Here is a 16,351-nt window from a genome sequence, read left to right on the forward strand (position 1 = left end):
CTGCTGGCTCAGATGACAAATAAGTCGAGGTATTCATTGACCGGCATCTGCTCCAGGCGAGTTCTGTCCAGGGAGACATCCAGAATGCGCTGCTGCTGACGGGTCGGGAACTGACGCGCCAGGTTGATTTTGAATTTATCGATAAGCTTCGGAATGCCGTCGGTACGGCGGCGAGCGTGGCCAATCGGGTACTCCACGACCACCTCGGCAAACTGTGAACCATCGGTAAATTCAAGGGTGATAGCGTTGGCGATGGCGCGTTTTTCCGGGTCGTGATAGTCGGCGGTAAACGCCGGGTCTTCAAAGCAGGTTATCTTCTCGCGCAGGGCGTCAATGCGTTTATCCTGCGCTACGCCGTCCTCATAATCCGCCGCCGTTAAGCGCCCGAACAGTAGCGGGATCGCCACCATGTACTGAATGCAGTGGTCGCGGTCGGCCGGGTTATTCAACGGCCCTTTTTTGTCGATGATGCGAATGCAGGCTTCATGGGTGCGAATCGTCACTTTCTCAATATCCGCCGCCGTTTTGCCCGCCGCCTGCATCTGTTCAAAGAGGGTCATGGCGGCTTCAACCGCCGTCTGCGAGTGGAACTCCGCCGGGAAGGAGATTTTGAACAGCACGTTTTCCATGACGTAAGAACCATACGGACGCTGGAAGCGGAACGGCTCGCCGTTGAAAGAGACGTCATAAAAGCCCCAGGTTTTCGCCGTCAGCGCCGACGGATAGCCCATCTCACCGGTTTTTGCCATCAGCGCCAGACGCACCGCGCGGGAGGTGGCATCGCCCGCCGCCCAGGACTTACGTGTTCCGGTGTTTGGCGCATGGCGATAGGTACGCAGCGACTGACCATCCACCCACGCCAGCGACACCGCGTTGAGGATCTCATCACGCGTCAGCCCCAGCATTTCGGCGACAACTGCTGTCGAAGCCACTTTGACCAGCAGTACGTGATCCAGGCCGACGCGGTTGAAGGAATTTTCCAGCGCGATGCAGCCCTGAATCTCATGGGCTTTGATCATCCCGGCCAGCACCTGCTTCATGGTCAGCGGCGCTTTGCCTGCGGCAACCGCATTACGCGACAGCCAGTCCGCGGTTGCCAGAATCCCGCCGAGGTTATCAGAGGGGTGGCCCCACTCTGCCGCCAGCCAGGTATCGTTGAAGTCGAGCCAGCGGATCATCGCGCCGATATTAAACGCCGCCTGCACCGGATCGAGCTGAAACTGGGTGCCCGGTACGCGTACGCCGTTCGGCACGACGGTGCCCGGAACGATCGGCCCCAGCAGTTTTTTACAGGCCGGATATTCCAGCGCTTCCAGACCGCAGCCCAGCGTGTCGAGCAAGCAGTAGTGGGCGGTGTCCCAGGCCACTTTAGAGGTGATGTCGTAGTTCATGACGTAATCGACGATATCCACGATTTCACGGTCAAATTCCGGGCGAATGTTCATTATTTGTGCGGACATAGGGTACATTTCCTGCGTTTTATCGTTAGAGAAATAAAGTTATTGGCGCTGATCCAGCGGAATAAATTCGCGATCTTCCGGGCCGGTATAATTGGCGGAAGGTCGGATAATTTTGTTGTCCTGACGCTGTTCGATGATGTGCGCCGCCCAGCCGGTGACGCGGGCGATCACAAACAGCGGGGTGAACATTTCGGTGGGGACGCCCATCATGTTGTAGGAGACCGCCGAGAACCAGTCGAGGTTGGGGAACATCTTTTTCGATTCCCACATCACGTTTTCCAGACGGTCGGCGATGTTGTACATCTTCAGCGAACCACCGGCCTCCGAAAGCTGTTTCGCCACGCGTTTGATCACCTGATGGCGCGGATCGGCAATGGTGTAGACCGGATGGCCAAAACCAATGATCACCTCTTTATTTTCAATGCGTTTGCGGATATCCGCCTCGGCTTCCTCCGGCGTTTCGTAGCGCTGCTGAATTTCCAGCGATACCTCATTCGCCCCGCCGTGCTTCGGGCCGCGCAGCGCGCCAATCGCGCCGATGATGGCGGAGTAGACATCGGAGCCCGTCCCTGCAATCACCCGGCTGGTGAAAGTGGACGCGTTGAATTCATGCTCGGCATACAGCACCAGCGAGATGTGCATCGCCTTTTCCCAGCTTTGCGACGGCTTCTCGCCGTGCAGCAGATGCAGGAAATGGCTACCGACGGAGTCGTCGTCAGTTTCCGGCTGAATACGTTCGCCGTTATGGCTGTAGTGATACCAGTAGAGCAGGATGGAACTGAGCGAGGCCAGCAGTTTGTCGGCGATATCGCGCGCGCCGGAAACGGTATGCCCCTCTTTTTCCGGCAGCGTACAGCCGAGAGCCGACACGCCGGTGCGCATGACGTCCATCGGGTGCGACGCCGCAGGCAATGCTTCCAGCACGGTGCGTACATTGGCCGGTAATCCACGCAATGCTTTCAGCTTATTTTTATAGGCATGGAGTTCATCGCTATTGGGCAATTTGCCGTGAATTAACAGATGCGCGACTTCTTCAAATTCACAATGCTCCGCGAGATCGAGAATATCGTACCCGCGATAGTGTAAGTCGTTGCCGCTTTTTCCCACGGTACACAACGCGGTATTTCCGGCCGGAACGCCCGATAATGCGACAGATTTCTTGGGCTTAATGACATGGGTGTTGTTTTGCAGGATCGTCGTATCGCTCATGTTGTCCTCGTCATTGTTATATGTAGGGTATTGAGGGTGTACGTTTCGCCGTTGTAGGCCTGATAAGGCGCAGCCGCCATCAGGCATTGCCGGATGGCACTTCGTTTATCCGGCCTACAGCTCTACTTCAGGTTCAGCGCATCCAGCTTCTCTTCGTACTGGTAATAATTGATGCTTTCGTACAGCTCGTTGCGGGTCTGCATGATGTCGATAACGTTTTTTTGCGTGCCTTCCTGGCGCAGCACGTTATAGACACGCTCGGCAGCGCGATTCATGGCGCGAAATGCCGACAGCGGATAGAGCGCCATCGCCACGTTAGCGCTGCGCAGTTCGTCGGTGGTAAACAGCGGCGTCGCGCCAAACTCCGTGATATTCGCCAGGATCGGCACCGGTACGGCATCGGCGAACTGGCGATACATTGACAGCTCGGTAATCGCTTCCGGGAACAGCATGTCGGCCCCCGCTTCCACATAAGCCCGCGCGCGATCGATCGCCGCCTCTAATCCTTCCACCGCCAGCGCATCGGTACGCGCCATGATCACGAAGTCAGGATCGGTACGCGCATCCACCGCCGCACGAATCCTGTCCACCATCTCCTCTTTGGACACGATCGCCTTATTCGGGCGATGGCCGCAGCGTTTCGCGCCGATCTGATCTTCGATATGCAGCGCAGCGGCGCCGGCTTTGATCATCGACTTCACCGTACGCGCCACGTTAAAGGCGGAGGAACCAAAGCCGATGTCGGCATCCACCAGCAGCGGCAGCGGGCAGACGTCGGTAATACGGCGGATGTCGGTCAACACATCATCCAGCGTGGAGATCCCCAGATCCGGCAGACCCAGCGATCCCGCCGCCACGCCGCCGCCGGAAAGGTAAATCGCCTGATAGCCTGCGCGCTGGGCCAGCAATGCGTGATTGGCATTGATGGCGCCGACGATCTGTAAGGGGTTTTCTTTGGTGAGCGCAGCGCGAAACGCCTGGCCCGGAGAGTGTAGAGACATATCCCGTCCTCTTGTTATCAACTTGTTATTTAATGTTGATTCACATAGAGCAAAGGGAATGCCAGAGCGATCGCTGAAAAAGAGAGAATTTTGTTTTTTCTTATAATTCAAACAAATAACAAAAAACACAAACTTAACCATACCTTTCATCAGGACAAAAGCGTGTCAGCTAACGTTTCATGAAACGGTTCGCGCTGTTTCATTGCAACATTTATGAAACACGACTAAAACAAAATCTCGGTCCCTCAATACAACATCAACTGCTATGGCTGACACGCACCTTCCCGCTCGCGATAATCATGACAAGCCGGTGATCTGGACGGTCTCGGTAACGCGTCTGTTCGAGTTGTTTCGCGACATCAGCCTGGAGTTCGACCATCTGGCGACCATCACCCCCATCCAGCTTGGGTTTGAAAAAGCGGTGAACTATATCCGTAAAAAACTGGCGACCGAGCGCTGTGACGCCATTATCGCGGCGGGTTCCAACGGCGCTTATTTAAAAAGCCGCCTCTCCATACCGGTGATCCTGATAAAACCCAGCGGATTCGACGTGCTCCAGGCGCTGGCGAAAGCCGGCAAACTGACCTCGTCCATTGGCGTTATCACCTACCAGGAGACGATCCCCGCGCTGATCGCCTTTCAAAAAACGTTTAATTTGCGTCTGGAACAGCGCAGCTACATCACCGAAGAGGATGCCCGTGGGCAAATTAATGAACTGAAAGCCAACGGCATTGAGGCGGTAGTCGGCGCAGGGCTAATTACCGATCTGGCGGAAGAAGCCGGGATGACCGGCATTTTTATCTATTCTGCGGCCACCGTGCGTCAGGCGTTTAGCGATGCGCTGGATATGACCCGGCTGACGCTGCAACATGGCGGCCAATATGCCTCCGGCAACGGGCTGCGCACCCGCTACGATCTGGGAGATATGCGCGGCCATTCCGCGCAAATGGAGCAGGTTCGCCATACGATCATGCTGTACGCCCGCTCCAGCGCGGCGGTGTTGATTCAGGGTGAGACCGGCACCGGTAAAGAGCTGGCGGCGCAGGCGATTCACCGCGAGTTTTTTGCCCGTCGGGGCCAGCGCAGCGGTAAAAAAACGCCTCCGTTTGTGGCCATTAACTGCGGCGCAATTACCGAATCGCTGCTTGAAGCAGAGTTATTCGGTTATGAGGAGGGGGCATTTACCGGTTCCCGACGCGGCGGACGCGCCGGTCTGTTTGAAATCGCCCACGGCGGGACGCTGTTTCTGGATGAGATCGGGGAAATGCCCCTGCCCTTACAGACCCGTCTGCTGCGCGTACTGGAAGAGAAAGAGGTGACGCGCGTTGGCGGGCATCAGCCTGTCCCGGTAGATGTACGGGTCATCAGCGCCACGCACTGCAATCTGGAACAGGCGATAAAGCAGGGGCAATTTCGCACCGATCTGTTTTATCGTCTCAGCATTCTGCGCCTGACGCTTCCGCCCCTTCGGGAGCGCCCGTCAGATATCGTGCCGCTGGCGGAGGGATTTTTGAAACAGTCCCTGGCGGCATTAGACGCGCCGTTTGGCGAATCGGTGCGCGAGGGGCTGGCGCAAAGCCAGACCATTCTTCTGCGCTATGCCTGGCCCGGCAATATTCGCGAGTTGCGGAATATGATGGAGCGCCTGGCGCTTTTTTTAAGCGTCGAGCCGCAGCCCAGTCTGGATAGCCAGTTTTTACAGCAGTTTTTACCCGAGCTGGCGACGATTCCCGAAGCGCCATCAGCGCTTACGCCGCAGCAGGTTCTGGCGCAGTTTAACGGCGATAAAACCGCGGCGGCGCGATATCTGGGTATTAGCCGGACGACATTCTGGCGACGATTAAAAGAGTGAAGGTTTATTGCCGGATGGCGCTGACGCTTATCCGGCCTACGAGCAGAGTGAGAACTTATCGCCGGATGGCGCTAACGCTTATCCGGCCTACGAGCAGAGTGAGAACTTATTGCCGGATGGCGCTGGCGCTTATCCGGCCTACGAGCTACGAGCAGCACTGAACCGTAGGCCGGATAAGACGTTTACGTCGCCATCCGGCATAATGACAGCTTATTTTTTCTTGTAGATATCCGCAGTACCATGAATTTTATTATCGGTTTGCCCGGAGGTCAGTACGACCACATCAGCCCCTTTTTCATCGGCCTTTTTAAGCAGATCCTCTTTTGCCTCCATAGTTGACGTCTCATTGCTGGTATTAATGGTGCCTATCTTCGTGTATTGCGACTCCACTTTCTCAAACTCGACCTTTGTCAACAGCTCCGCGGCATAGACGTTGGTTACGACAAACGCTAACGCACCAATCAATACTTTATATCCTGTCTTCATATAAAAGCTCCGGTTGTGTTATTACGCTATCATCGCCTTCTCGGAACGGATGCTCTGTTCTGAGTGATTAAATAACTAGTTGAGATTAGCGGAAAAATCCAGTCAGCCGGATGTATCATAATTTGTGATCTTTCTCTCACCCCTGCACTTTTACTATAAATAGTATGGCGTTAACTATCAGGCCCTGGAAATCTCACTATGGAACCTCTGCACGCGGTTGTCCTGACCGTCAGCCTGTTCGTCTTAACCTTCTTTAACCCCGGCGCAAACCTCTTTGTGGTGGTACAAACCAGCCTCGCCTCCGGGCGTCGGGCCGGTGTATTAACGGGGCTGGGCGTGGCGCTTGGCGATGCGATTTATTCCGGGCTGGGACTGTTTGGCATGGCGACCCTGATTACCCAGTGCGAAGAAATTTTCTCGCTGATCAAAATCGTCGGCGGCGCATATTTGTTATGGTTTGCCTGGAACAGCATCCGCCATCAGGCCACCCCGCAAATGCCGACTCTGCAACAGCCCATTTCCGCCCCCTGGAGCGTGTTCTTCCGCCGGGGACTGTTAACCGATCTGTCAAATCCGCAGACGGTGCTGTTTTTTATCAGTATTTTCTCGGTCACGCTCAGCGCGGAAACCCCGACATGGGCAAGACTGATGGCCTGGGCCGGCATCATGCTCTCTTCCGTCATCTGGCGCATCTTCCTGAGCCAGGCCTTTTCCCTACCGGCGGTACGCCGCGCTTACGGGCGGATTCAGCGCATTGCCAGCAGGGTGATTGGCGCGATCATCGGCGTGTTCGCCCTCAGGCTGATTTACGAAGGCGTGAACCACCGCTAGCCAGTAGCAGAGCGGCCACATAACAGAGCGCCACCGCCAGACTCATTTTTAGCATGGTTTCGCCGCCCAGCCCCGACAACGGCGCGGCGATGCCACCGAAAACAAACATGCTCATCCCCATCAGCGCGGAGGCGGTTCCTGACTCCTGAACGTCCACCACGCTCATCGCCTCAGCGCCCGCCACGGTGCCAATTCCGCTGCAAAAGGCGACGGTAAAAAAGAGCGCCACCAGCGCCAGAACCGGCTGCTGTAGCCAGGCGCAGAGCAAGGTGATTAACGCGCAGATGACGGCCAACAGCAAGCCGCCGCGCAGCAGCGTCATTGCCATGATTCGACGCGCAAGACGGGAAAAAATCAGCGAGGCGACGATCAGCCCGATCCCATTAAGGCCAAACAGCAGGCTGAACTGCATCGGGCTTAAGCCATACTCGCTTTGCAGCACAAATGACGAAGAGCCGATATAAGCAAACAACCCCGCCAGCATGAAGGCCTGCATCAGGCAAAAGCGCATAAAGAGACGATTTTTCACCACGCTGCGCCCGGTCGAAAATAACGATGCGCCGCGCGTTCGCTGCGGCAGCGTCTCACTGATAAACAGGATGCAGCAGAGCAAAAGCAGTGTCGCAATCCCCGCCATTACCCAAAACAACATACGCCAGTCAAACGCGGTGGCAATGTAGCCGCCCAGAACCGGAGAAAGCACCGGGGCGATGCCGTTCACCGTCATGAGCAGCGCGAAGAACTGGGTCAGGGTCACGCCCTGATATTTGTCCCGCGCAATAGAGCGCGAGAGCACCGAACCACCGGCCCCCGCCGCGCCCTGCACAAAACGCCAGACGATCAGCCAGTGAATATCCTGAGTTGTCGCGCACAGTACCGAAGAGGCAATAAACAGCAACAGCGACAGGATCAACGGAACCTTACGACCAATCCGGTCGCTGAGCGGGCCAAACAGCAGTTGCCCAAGCCCAAGACCGATCAGCGAAGACGTCAGTGTCAGTTGCGTCAGGGTGGTCGTCGTTGCCAACTGTTCGGACATCTCCGGCAGAGCGGGCAGATAAAGATCGGTACACAGCGGCCCGATCCCGGTTAACAAGCCGAGGATCAACACCCACGAAAGCGACACGCGCGCCATAAAAACACCTCCCTCTGATTACCGGGCCCCGCCGCCGAGCGACTGCCAGAGCGTTATGCGGTTTTCATTGTCCGTCAGTTGCAGGGCGATAAGCGTCTGCTGCGCCGACCACAGCGTGCGTTGCGCCGTCAGTACAGTCAGATAATCCCCGACCCCGGCGCGATAACGACGCATCCCGACATCCAGCGTTTTTTGTTCTGCGGCGACATACTGGCGCTGGGCATCCAGCTGTTCATCCAGCGTCGCACGCCGGGCAAGCGCATCAGCCACATCTTTGAACGCGCTTTGCACCGTTTTTTCATAGGTAGCAATGAGTCCCCGTTTTTGCGCTTCGGCATAGCGGAGCTGCGCCAGGTTGCTGCCGCCGGTAAACAGCGGCAGCGTAATGGAAGGCGCAAACGACCACACCTTCATGCCATGACTGAACAAGGACGAGAGCGCATCGCTGCCAACACCGGCGCTTGCCGTCAGGGAGATGGTCGGGAAGAAATTCGCTCGCGCCGCGCCAATATCGGCATTGGCGCTTTTCAGGTTATGTTCCGCTTCCTGAATATCCGGCCGACGCAACAGCACGGAAGAAGAGACGCCAGCGGGCACCAGCGTAATCACCTGCGCATCAAGGCTTTCCAGCGTACCGGGCAGCACGCTTTCCGGCAGCGTTGTGCCCGCCAGCAGGTTCAGGGCGTTGATATCCTGCGCCACCTGAGTCTGATAGCTGGCTACGCTGGCGCGCGCCTGCTGGTAAACGCTCATCGCTTCACTGACATCCGTTGCGGCGGCTGTCCCGACCTGCTGCTGACGTTGAACAATTTTCAGCGAGTTTTCCGCACTGGCCATCGTCTCCCTGGCCAGCGCCAGATTGCTGTTATCTGCCGCCAGGGTCAGCCACACGGTGCTGATCTCGGCAATTAACGTCAAACGGGTGTTCTGCGCGGTAAATTCGCTGGCAAGCCAGGTTTCCCGCGCCGCCCGCGACAGGCTCTGATTGCGGCCAAACAGATCCAGCTCAAAGCTGGACACCGCGCCATCGGCTTCAGCGCTCGTTCCGGTTCCGTTCGCCAGCGTACGGCTACGTGTAGAACTGAGTGAAGCATTCACCGTCGGGAACAACGAGGCACGCGCTTCGCCATACAACGCCCGTGCGGAGTCGATATCAGCAATCGCCTTTTGTACATCACGGTTACTGTTAAGGGCGGTGTTCACCACCTGTTGCAGCCGCGCGTCGTTAACAATCTGCTGCCAGTCGCGGCTGACAGCGTTCCCCTGCCCCTGCGCACCCGGTAAACTTGCCGGAACCGGCGCATCGGGCGTGCTGTAGTGCGGATCAAGCGACACACACCCTGCGCTCAGGAGAGCGAAAACAAAGAGAAAAATACGCAACATAACTTACTCCTGACGACGGGACTTGCGGGTAAACAGATGCTTAACCAGCACGAAGAACAGCGGGACGAAGAAGATAGCCAACAGCGTGGCGGTTAATGTCCCACCGATGATTCCGGTCCCGATCGCCACACGGCTGTTCGCCCCGGCCCCTGTGGCGATAGCCAGCGGCGTAACCCCGGCAATAAAGGCCAGAGAGGTCATAATGATTGGGCGCAAACGGGTCTGCGCCGCTCGCAGCGCAGCCCGGCTCAGGGAATAGCCTTCCGCAACCGCAGCTTCGGCAAATTCGACGATCAGAATGGCGTTTTTCGACGACAGGCCGATGGTGGTCAGCAGCGCGACCTGGAAGTAAACATCATTATTTAAATCACGCATCCAGGCCGCCAGCGCCGCGCCTAACAGCCCCAGAGGGATGACCAGAATCACCGAAAACGGTACCGACCAGCTTTCATACAGCGCCGCCAGGCAGAGGAAAACCACCAGAATAGAGATGGCGTACAAGCTCATAGCCTGACCGCTGGCCAGCTTTTCCTGCAATGACAACCCGCTCCACGCCCATGTGGTGCCAGCTGGCAAGCTGTTTGCCAGCGCTTCCATTTTGTCCATCGCGGCGCCGGAGCTGAAACCGCTGGCGTTTTCTCCCTGAATCTCATAGGCGGCAGAGCCGTTGTAGCGCACCAGACTTTCCGGGCCGTACTCCCAACGGGTGGTGGCGAAGGCGGAAAAGGGCGTCATGCTGTTATCGCTGCCGCGCACGAACCATTTGCCCAGATCCGCAGGTGAAGAACGGAACTCGCTGTCGCCCTGAATGTAGACTTTCTTCACGCGGCCGCGATCGATAAAGTCATTGACATAGGTTCCCCCCCAGGCGCTGGATAAGGTGCTGGTCACATCGCTTAAGCCAAGCCCCAGCGAGACGGCCTTATTGCTGTCGATATCCACCTGAAGCTGCGGCATTTGCGGCAGGTCATTTGCGCGCACGGCGTGCAGAATATCGCTCTGGTTTGCCTGGGCGATCAGCTGATTACGCATCTGTAACAGGGTATCGCGATCGGTCGCCCCATTCGCCATCAGCTCAAAAGAGAAGCCGTTGCTTTGCCCCAGCCCCTCAACCGACGGCGGCGTCATCGCAAAAAGCGTCGCATCGCGAATGGCGCCCAGTTCTTTACTGGCACGCAGCGCAATAGCCTGTGCGGTATTTTCTTCGCCTTTACGCTCCGACCAGTTTTTCAGCGAAACGAACGCCATCCCGGCATTCTGCCCGCTGCCGCTGAAGCTAAAACCATCGACGGTAAAAATAACGTCCGTATTGGCTTTCTCTTTATTGAGAAACCAGTCTGTCACCTGACGATTGACCTCTGCGGTTCGCGACGCCGTCGCCCCTGCGGGCAGGGTGTACTGCACCATAATTTCACCCTGATCTTCGGTCGGTAAGAAGCTGCCGGGCAGCTTCCACATCGCCAGCGCCATCGCCCCGCATAACAGCGCATAAACGCCCATCACGCTGACGCTGCGACGCAGCACATGCAGGACGCCGCGCTGATAACCCTGTTCAGTTCGGCTATAGAATCGGTTGAATATCCCGAAGAAGCCCTTTTTATGCGGCGCGGTATGGCTAAGAATCGAACCGCACAGGGCTGGGGTCAGGGTCAACGCCACCACGACCGAGAGCAGCATTGCCGAGATAATCGTCACAGAGAACTGGCGATAAATGACGCCGGTAGAGCCGCCAAAGAACGCCATCGGCAGGAATACCGCAGACAAAACAAGAGCGATAGCCACCAGCGCGCCAGCGATTTCCCCCATCGATTTTTCGGTAGCTTCGCGCGCGGGCAGCCCTTCATCGCGCATAATACGCTCGACGTTTTCCACCACCACAATGGCGTCATCGACCAGCAGGCCTATCGCCAGCACCATTGCAAACAGCGTCAGCGTATTGATGGAGTAACCAAACAGCGCCAGCACGCCAAAAGTACCGAGCAGCACGACCGGAACCGCCAGCGCCGGAATCAGCGTAGCGCGAAGATTCTGCAAGAACAGGTACATCACGCAGACCACCAGAATGATGGCTTCAAACAGCGTCTGAACCACATCCTCTACGGAGATCTTAATAAATTCGGTGCTGTCTTTCGGATACGCTACGTCATAGCCCTGCGGCATATCCCGTTTAAATTCAGCGACTTTATCTTTTACCAGCGTGGCGGTATCCAGCGCGTTCGCCCCCGGCGCAAGCATGACCGCAACCCCCGCAGCCGGATGACCGTTGAGTTTAGCGATGGCGGTGTAGTCTTCACTGCCCATCTCCACGCGCGCCACATCCTGGATGCGTACCACGGCCCCGTCAGACTGGCTTTTGATAATGATCTTTTTGAATTGTTCTACCGTCTGCAAGCGCGACTGCGCGCGAACCGTAGCGGTCAATTGCTGTGTGTCAGGGGAAGGTAACGCACCGATTTTCCCGGCGGAAACCTGAACGTTTTGCGCTTCAATGGCGCTCTGCACATCCGACGGCATCAAAGAATAGGAGGCCAGTTTCGCCGGGTCCAGCCAGATACGCATGGCGTATTCCGCACCAAACACCTGTAGGCTCCCGACCCCTTCCACGCGTGCCAGCGGGTCCTGTACGTTACTCACCAGCCAGTCAGCGATATCTGAGCTGCTCGCCCGGTCGGACTTATCATACACGGAGGCAATCAGCAGGAAGTTACTTTGCGATTTCACCACCGTGACGCCGGATTGTTGAACCTCGCTCGGCAAGCGGGATTCCGCCTGCTGCACCTTGTTCTGTACCTGCACCTGCGCGGTGTCAGGGTCGGTGCCCTGTTCAAAGGTGACATCAATACTGACCGAACCATCGGAACTGCTGGTCGAGGTAAAATAGAGCAGGTTATCCAGCCCGGTAAGCTGCTGTTCAATCACCTGAGTCACGCTGTTTTCCAGCGTTTCGGCGGAAGCGCCGGTATAGGTCGCCGAGATTTTCACCGACGGCGGCGCCACGTCAGGATACTGCGCAACCGGCAGCGTTTTAATCGCCAGAATACCAGCCAGCATGATCAGAATGGCGATAACCCAGGCGAAAACGGGTCTGCGCACAAAGAAACGGGAGAACATCAGCCTTTGCCTCCGTTCAGTTGTACATCAACGGCGTTAACCTGCTGACCCGGCGTGACCTTACTTGATCCCTCAACGATCAACCGGTCGCCGCTACGCAAACCGTCCAGCACCAGCCATTTATCCCCATAGGTATCGCCTGTTTCCAGGGTACGCTGCGCCACTTTATTGTCTTTAGTGACCACCAGCGCTGTCGCATTGCCTTTCGCATCGCGCGTGATCCCCTGCTGCGGCGCGAGGATCGCATCGTTCATGATCCCTTCATCAATGCGGGCGCGAACGAACATACCGGGTAACAGCTGCTGTTGAGGGTTGGGGAAAATCGCCCGCAGCGTGACTGAGCCTGTAGATTCATCTACCGCCACTTCCGTCAGCGCTAACTTTCCTTTTTCGCTATAGGTCGTGCCATCTTCAAGCGTCAGCGTCACGTTCAGGGTATCGCTGTTGGTCGCCAGAGACTGCTTACGCAGGCGCAGCAAATCCACGCTGGAGCGGGTAAGATCGACATACATGGTGTCGAGCCCACGAATGGTCGCCAGCGCCGTCTCCTGTGAAGCCGTCACCAGCGCGCCAGGCGTGACGGATGAGATACCAATGCGCCCGGAAACCGGGGCGGTAATGGTGGTCCAGTCCAGATTGATACGCGCGCTTTCTAATGCAGCTTTCTTTGCCTCCACGCTGGCTTTGTCCTGAGCACAGGTGGCCTGCGCATCATCGGCATCCTGGCGGGAAACACCGTCATCGTTAACCAGCCGCGCGTAACGTTGCGCCTTCTGGCAGTCGGCATTCACCAGCGCCTGCGCCTGTCTGAGCGAGGCATTCGCTTCGTTCCATGCGGCGCGATAGCTGGCAGGATCGATCTGATACAGCGCCTGCCCCGCTTTGACGATATCGCCCTCATTAAACAGGCGTTTTTGAATAATGCCCCCCACCTGCGGGCGAACTTCGGCACTGAGCGCTGCGCTGGTGCGTCCGGTCAGTTCACTGACGACAGAAACGGGTTCTGTTTTAAGGGTCACGACGCCCACTTCCTGAGACGGAGAAGCGGTATTGTCGGTTTGCGTATTATCACAGCCGGATAATAACAATAGCGCGATAATTGATGTTGTTATGTATTTCATCTTTTTTCCAGGGTGAGAAACGCCTGCCCCGTTAAAATTAACAAGGTAGCACCAGGCGACTGAACGTTATTTCAGGTACAGCGGTATCGCGTCATGAGCTATTTCTCACAACGACAATAAGGGAAATAATTTATTTCCCTTTGATTATTAGATTCTTTATTCAGCCATTCACAAGCATGGTAACGATATCCCGATATATCTCCTGTAACGCATCAGGGTCACTTTTTTGCGGCGTCAGGCGACGGTAAACCGCCCCTTCCATCATGGTTGCAATCACTTCAACACAGCAACGGATGCGGACCTCGCTAAGTTGCGGACACGTTTTTCTCAAGTGCGCGCAGGCGTTGTCGAACATCCGCGCATCCGCCTCTTCGAGCATCGCGGCAACATGAGGATTGCGGGTCGATTCAGCCGCCATCTCCAGCATCAGCGCATCATCATCCTCGCTCAGCGTTTGCCGCCAGGCCAGGATTCCGGGGATACGCTCCGTCTGGGTTTTATCTTCTATCTGTGTAATGCGATAGTCGATAATACGGCGGATCATCTCTTCGATAATGGCATCTTTACTGGCGAAGTAGCGATAGATTTGCCCCACGCTGAGACGGGCTTCAGCAGCGATCTGCGACATGCTGGCGCCGTGAAATCCGCTGGCGCGAAAGCACTGGCGCGCGGCGTTGATGATCTCATCCTGTCGTTGTTTCTGGCGGATTTCCAGCTTGCTGCTCATCGCATCTCCTCGTCACCTCAAAAGTGAGAATGATCGTTCTCATTTTGGCTAATTATACGTCTCCTGCGCACATTGAAAAGGATTTTTTTGCTTATTATTTTCCTGCATTATTTGCCAGGAAAATAATGGAGAGATTATGGAGATTTAATGAAAAAAATCTGAAAATCAAATGGAGAGAATATTTAAATTTATTTCTTTGCCCCTGACTTTCCAATTCCCCGGTACAATTCATTGATGCGCTTAACGGACTTAATCGAACGCTGCGGGGCTGTCGAAGCGACAGACAACACGATCATTTCCAGGCAAACCAGCACCGTACCATGCAACGGCATTTTCCCGTTCTCACCGCCGCGCGGCACATTGATCACCACATCCGCCTCCTTGCTAAAACGTGATTCCAGCGCATTGGTCAGTAAAATCACCGGCACGCCCAACCGCTTCGCCTCGCGGATGGTCGTCAACCCTTCGCGATGCGGCGATTTCTGTGCCATCATAATCAGCACATCCCCCCGCTGTAGCGCAATCAGCTGTTCCGCCAGGTTAATCCCGGTACGATTAAACGCCACCGACGGCAAGCCAATACGGCTGAGCAGACGCGCCGTGTAGTCCGCAAGTATCCCGGATGCGCCAATGCCAAATATCCCCACCTGACGCGCCTCCACCAACAGTGCGACCGCCTGCGCAATCGCGTAACGGTTTTGCGGCGTAGACAGCACGTCGCAGGTGCGCTGATGCCCTTGCAGAACAAAATCAATGCTCGAATTTACATCGCAGGAAAGCGTATTCACCGTGGTCGTCATTTTCTCTTCCGAGGTGATACCCGGGCCAAACCAGTGTTCGATGGTCTGTTTTAAATCGCGCAGCCCGGCAAACCCCAATGCCTGAATCGCCCGGACAACCGTCGCGTCAGAAGTTTGAGTGGCGGCCGCAATTTCTATCGCCGTAAATTCCAGTACCACTTCCCGGTTCTCATGGATATAACGCGCCACCGCCTGCATCCTCGGCGAAAGCAGATGCGCCCGCGCCCGGAAGCGATCGCCGTAGACATCAATACGATTTTTCACTTTCTTCGCCGTCAGCATGGTTATTTCCCCTCCGGTAAGTGGCGCCCGGCAATATGCGACTGTACCTGTGCAACCATCAGGCTGAGTGATGCAAAGGAGTTCGAAATCGCCTCTTCACGGGAGATCAAAACGTAGTGCCCGCGCTGGCAAGCGGTAAGAAACTCGCACCAGCCCGGCAACACGGCATCCATCGCGGCAATTTCATCCTGCGGCTTACCACCGGTATCACCGCGCCAGGTGGCAAAAACAAAATCCGCGTCCATCTCTGGCAGACGCTCCGCGCTCACGTCAATCCGCCCTCCAGGCGGAATGCTGTCGATCAGTTTCGGGAAGGAAAATCCGGCATCGCGCAGGACGCGTCCTAACGAATGATAGGTGTGCAACGCATTGATTTTTCCTTGGTTTGCCTGAATGACTGACACCGTAATGTGTTGGGTATCCACCGTGTGCTTCAACCGGTCAATCTCTTCCCGGTAGCGACGCTCCAGGATAGCCAGTCGCGCCTGAGTTCCGGTAAGCTGCGCGAGCTTGCGGTAAATTTCCGGCGCGCCGCCGTCGAGATGATCAATGCTCACCGTCGGGGCGATTTTCTCCAGTTGTTCGATGGGCGTATGGCGACTCGGCTCGGTGATGATCAAATCGGGTTTCGCGGCGACAATCGCTTCAATATCAATGTCTGCCGTACCAATAAACTTTATTGTCGAATGATCAAAATCGACGCCGGTCAGCAGCGCGCCCGAACGCAGGAAATGGCTGCCGTCAGGACGCGTTCTGCCGTGGCTGGCGACCGGCGGAACGCCCAGCTCAATCAGCGGAATGGTGATATCAAGATCGTGTAATGACACAATGCGCTGCGGATGCAGCGGCACGTTCACCACGCGTCCGAGATCGTCGGTAAAAGGCCGGGTGGCAACCTCTGCCTGTACAGAGCACCCCAGCAGCAGCAACAGCGAAAAAAGTAAACGCATACA

13 protein-coding genes are annotated in these 16,351 nt (G+C 56.3%); 2 read left to right on the forward strand and 11 right to left on the reverse strand.

Annotated features, from left to right (window positions below; translation table 11 throughout):
• Positions 1 to 8 precede the first annotated feature (8 nt).
• The 3 genes from OGV82_RS01880 to prpB all read right to left on the reverse strand — a co-directional run bounded on the left by OGV82_RS01880 (position 9) and on the right by prpB (position 3,670).
• Entirely contained in the window at positions 9 to 1,460 is a 1,452-nt protein-coding gene (locus OGV82_RS01880; protein ID WP_047458578.1) for a bifunctional 2-methylcitrate dehydratase/aconitate hydratase, read from the reverse strand.
• A gap of 39 nt (positions 1,461 to 1,499) precedes the next feature.
• The gene (gene prpC / locus OGV82_RS01885) at positions 1,500 to 2,669 is read right to left on the reverse strand and encodes a bifunctional 2-methylcitrate synthase/citrate synthase (protein WP_047458582.1); all 1,170 of its coding nucleotides are present in this window, start codon (positions 2,667 to 2,669) and stop codon (positions 1,500 to 1,502) included.
• Between the two features lie 122 nt (positions 2,670 to 2,791).
• Positions 2,792 to 3,670, reverse strand: a complete 879-nt coding sequence (gene prpB / locus OGV82_RS01890) for a methylisocitrate lyase (protein WP_024130618.1) — start codon at positions 3,668 to 3,670, stop codon at positions 2,792 to 2,794.
• 265 nt (positions 3,671 to 3,935) lie between these two features.
• Between prpB and prpR the strand changes: the two genes are divergently transcribed.
• Positions 3,936 to 5,522 carry a propionate catabolism operon regulatory protein PrpR gene (gene prpR / locus OGV82_RS01895; protein WP_012133650.1) on the forward strand — a complete coding sequence of 529 codons (1,587 nt, stop codon included), beginning with the start codon at positions 3,936 to 3,938 and terminating at the stop codon, positions 5,520 to 5,522.
• A 210-nt stretch (positions 5,523 to 5,732) separates the two neighbouring features.
• Here the strand turns inward: prpR and yahO are convergent, their stop codons facing one another.
• The gene (yahO, locus tag OGV82_RS01900) at positions 5,733 to 6,008 is read right to left on the reverse strand and encodes a DUF1471 family periplasmic protein YahO (RefSeq protein ID WP_012133651.1); all 276 of its coding nucleotides are present in this window, start codon (positions 6,006 to 6,008) and stop codon (positions 5,733 to 5,735) included.
• A 198-nt stretch (positions 6,009 to 6,206) separates the two neighbouring features.
• Here yahO and OGV82_RS01905 point away from each other — a divergent pair, with 198 nt between their 5' ends.
• Complete coding sequence (locus OGV82_RS01905) at positions 6,207 to 6,839, forward strand: LysE family transporter (protein WP_047458585.1); 633 nt, start codon at positions 6,207 to 6,209, stop codon at positions 6,837 to 6,839.
• On the opposite strand, the gene OGV82_RS01910 is transcribed toward OGV82_RS01905, so the two are convergent.
• From OGV82_RS01910 to OGV82_RS01940, 7 genes are all read right to left on the reverse strand, one after another.
• On the reverse strand, positions 6,805 to 7,974 hold the full coding sequence (locus OGV82_RS01910; protein ID WP_047458588.1) for a multidrug effflux MFS transporter: 1,170 nt from the start codon (positions 7,972 to 7,974) through the stop codon (positions 6,805 to 6,807). The genes OGV82_RS01905 and OGV82_RS01910 overlap by 35 nt on opposite strands.
• A gap of 18 nt (positions 7,975 to 7,992) precedes the next feature.
• Positions 7,993 to 9,357, reverse strand: coding sequence for an efflux transporter outer membrane subunit (locus OGV82_RS01915; RefSeq protein WP_047458592.1), 1,365 nt, complete (start codon positions 9,355 to 9,357; stop codon positions 7,993 to 7,995).
• Between the two features lie 3 nt (positions 9,358 to 9,360).
• Entirely contained in the window at positions 9,361 to 12,468 is a 3,108-nt protein-coding gene (locus tag OGV82_RS01920) for an efflux RND transporter permease subunit (RefSeq protein WP_101743918.1), read from the reverse strand.
• Positions 12,468 to 13,589, reverse strand: coding sequence for an efflux RND transporter periplasmic adaptor subunit (locus OGV82_RS01925; protein ID WP_012133656.1), 1,122 nt, complete (start codon positions 13,587 to 13,589; stop codon positions 12,468 to 12,470). The genes OGV82_RS01920 and OGV82_RS01925 overlap by 1 nt, the downstream gene beginning before the upstream one ends.
• A gap of 160 nt (positions 13,590 to 13,749) precedes the next feature.
• Entirely contained in the window at positions 13,750 to 14,316 is a 567-nt protein-coding gene (locus OGV82_RS01930; protein ID WP_047458599.1) for a TetR/AcrR family transcriptional regulator, read from the reverse strand.
• A gap of 188 nt (positions 14,317 to 14,504) precedes the next feature.
• Positions 14,505 to 15,398 (reverse strand): MurR/RpiR family transcriptional regulator, encoded by an 894-nt coding sequence (locus OGV82_RS01935; RefSeq protein WP_012133660.1) that lies wholly within the window; start codon positions 15,396 to 15,398, stop codon positions 14,505 to 14,507.
• Positions 15,399 to 15,400: 2 nt separating this feature from the next.
• Entirely contained in the window at positions 15,401 to 16,348 is a 948-nt protein-coding gene (locus OGV82_RS01940; protein ID WP_012133661.1) for an iron-siderophore ABC transporter substrate-binding protein, read from the reverse strand.
• Between the last annotated feature and the right edge of the window lie 3 nt (positions 16,349 to 16,351).

Source organism: Citrobacter sp. CK191 (genome assembly GCF_030333435.1).
Lineage (GTDB): Bacteria > Pseudomonadota > Gammaproteobacteria > Enterobacterales > Enterobacteriaceae > Citrobacter_B > Citrobacter_B koseri.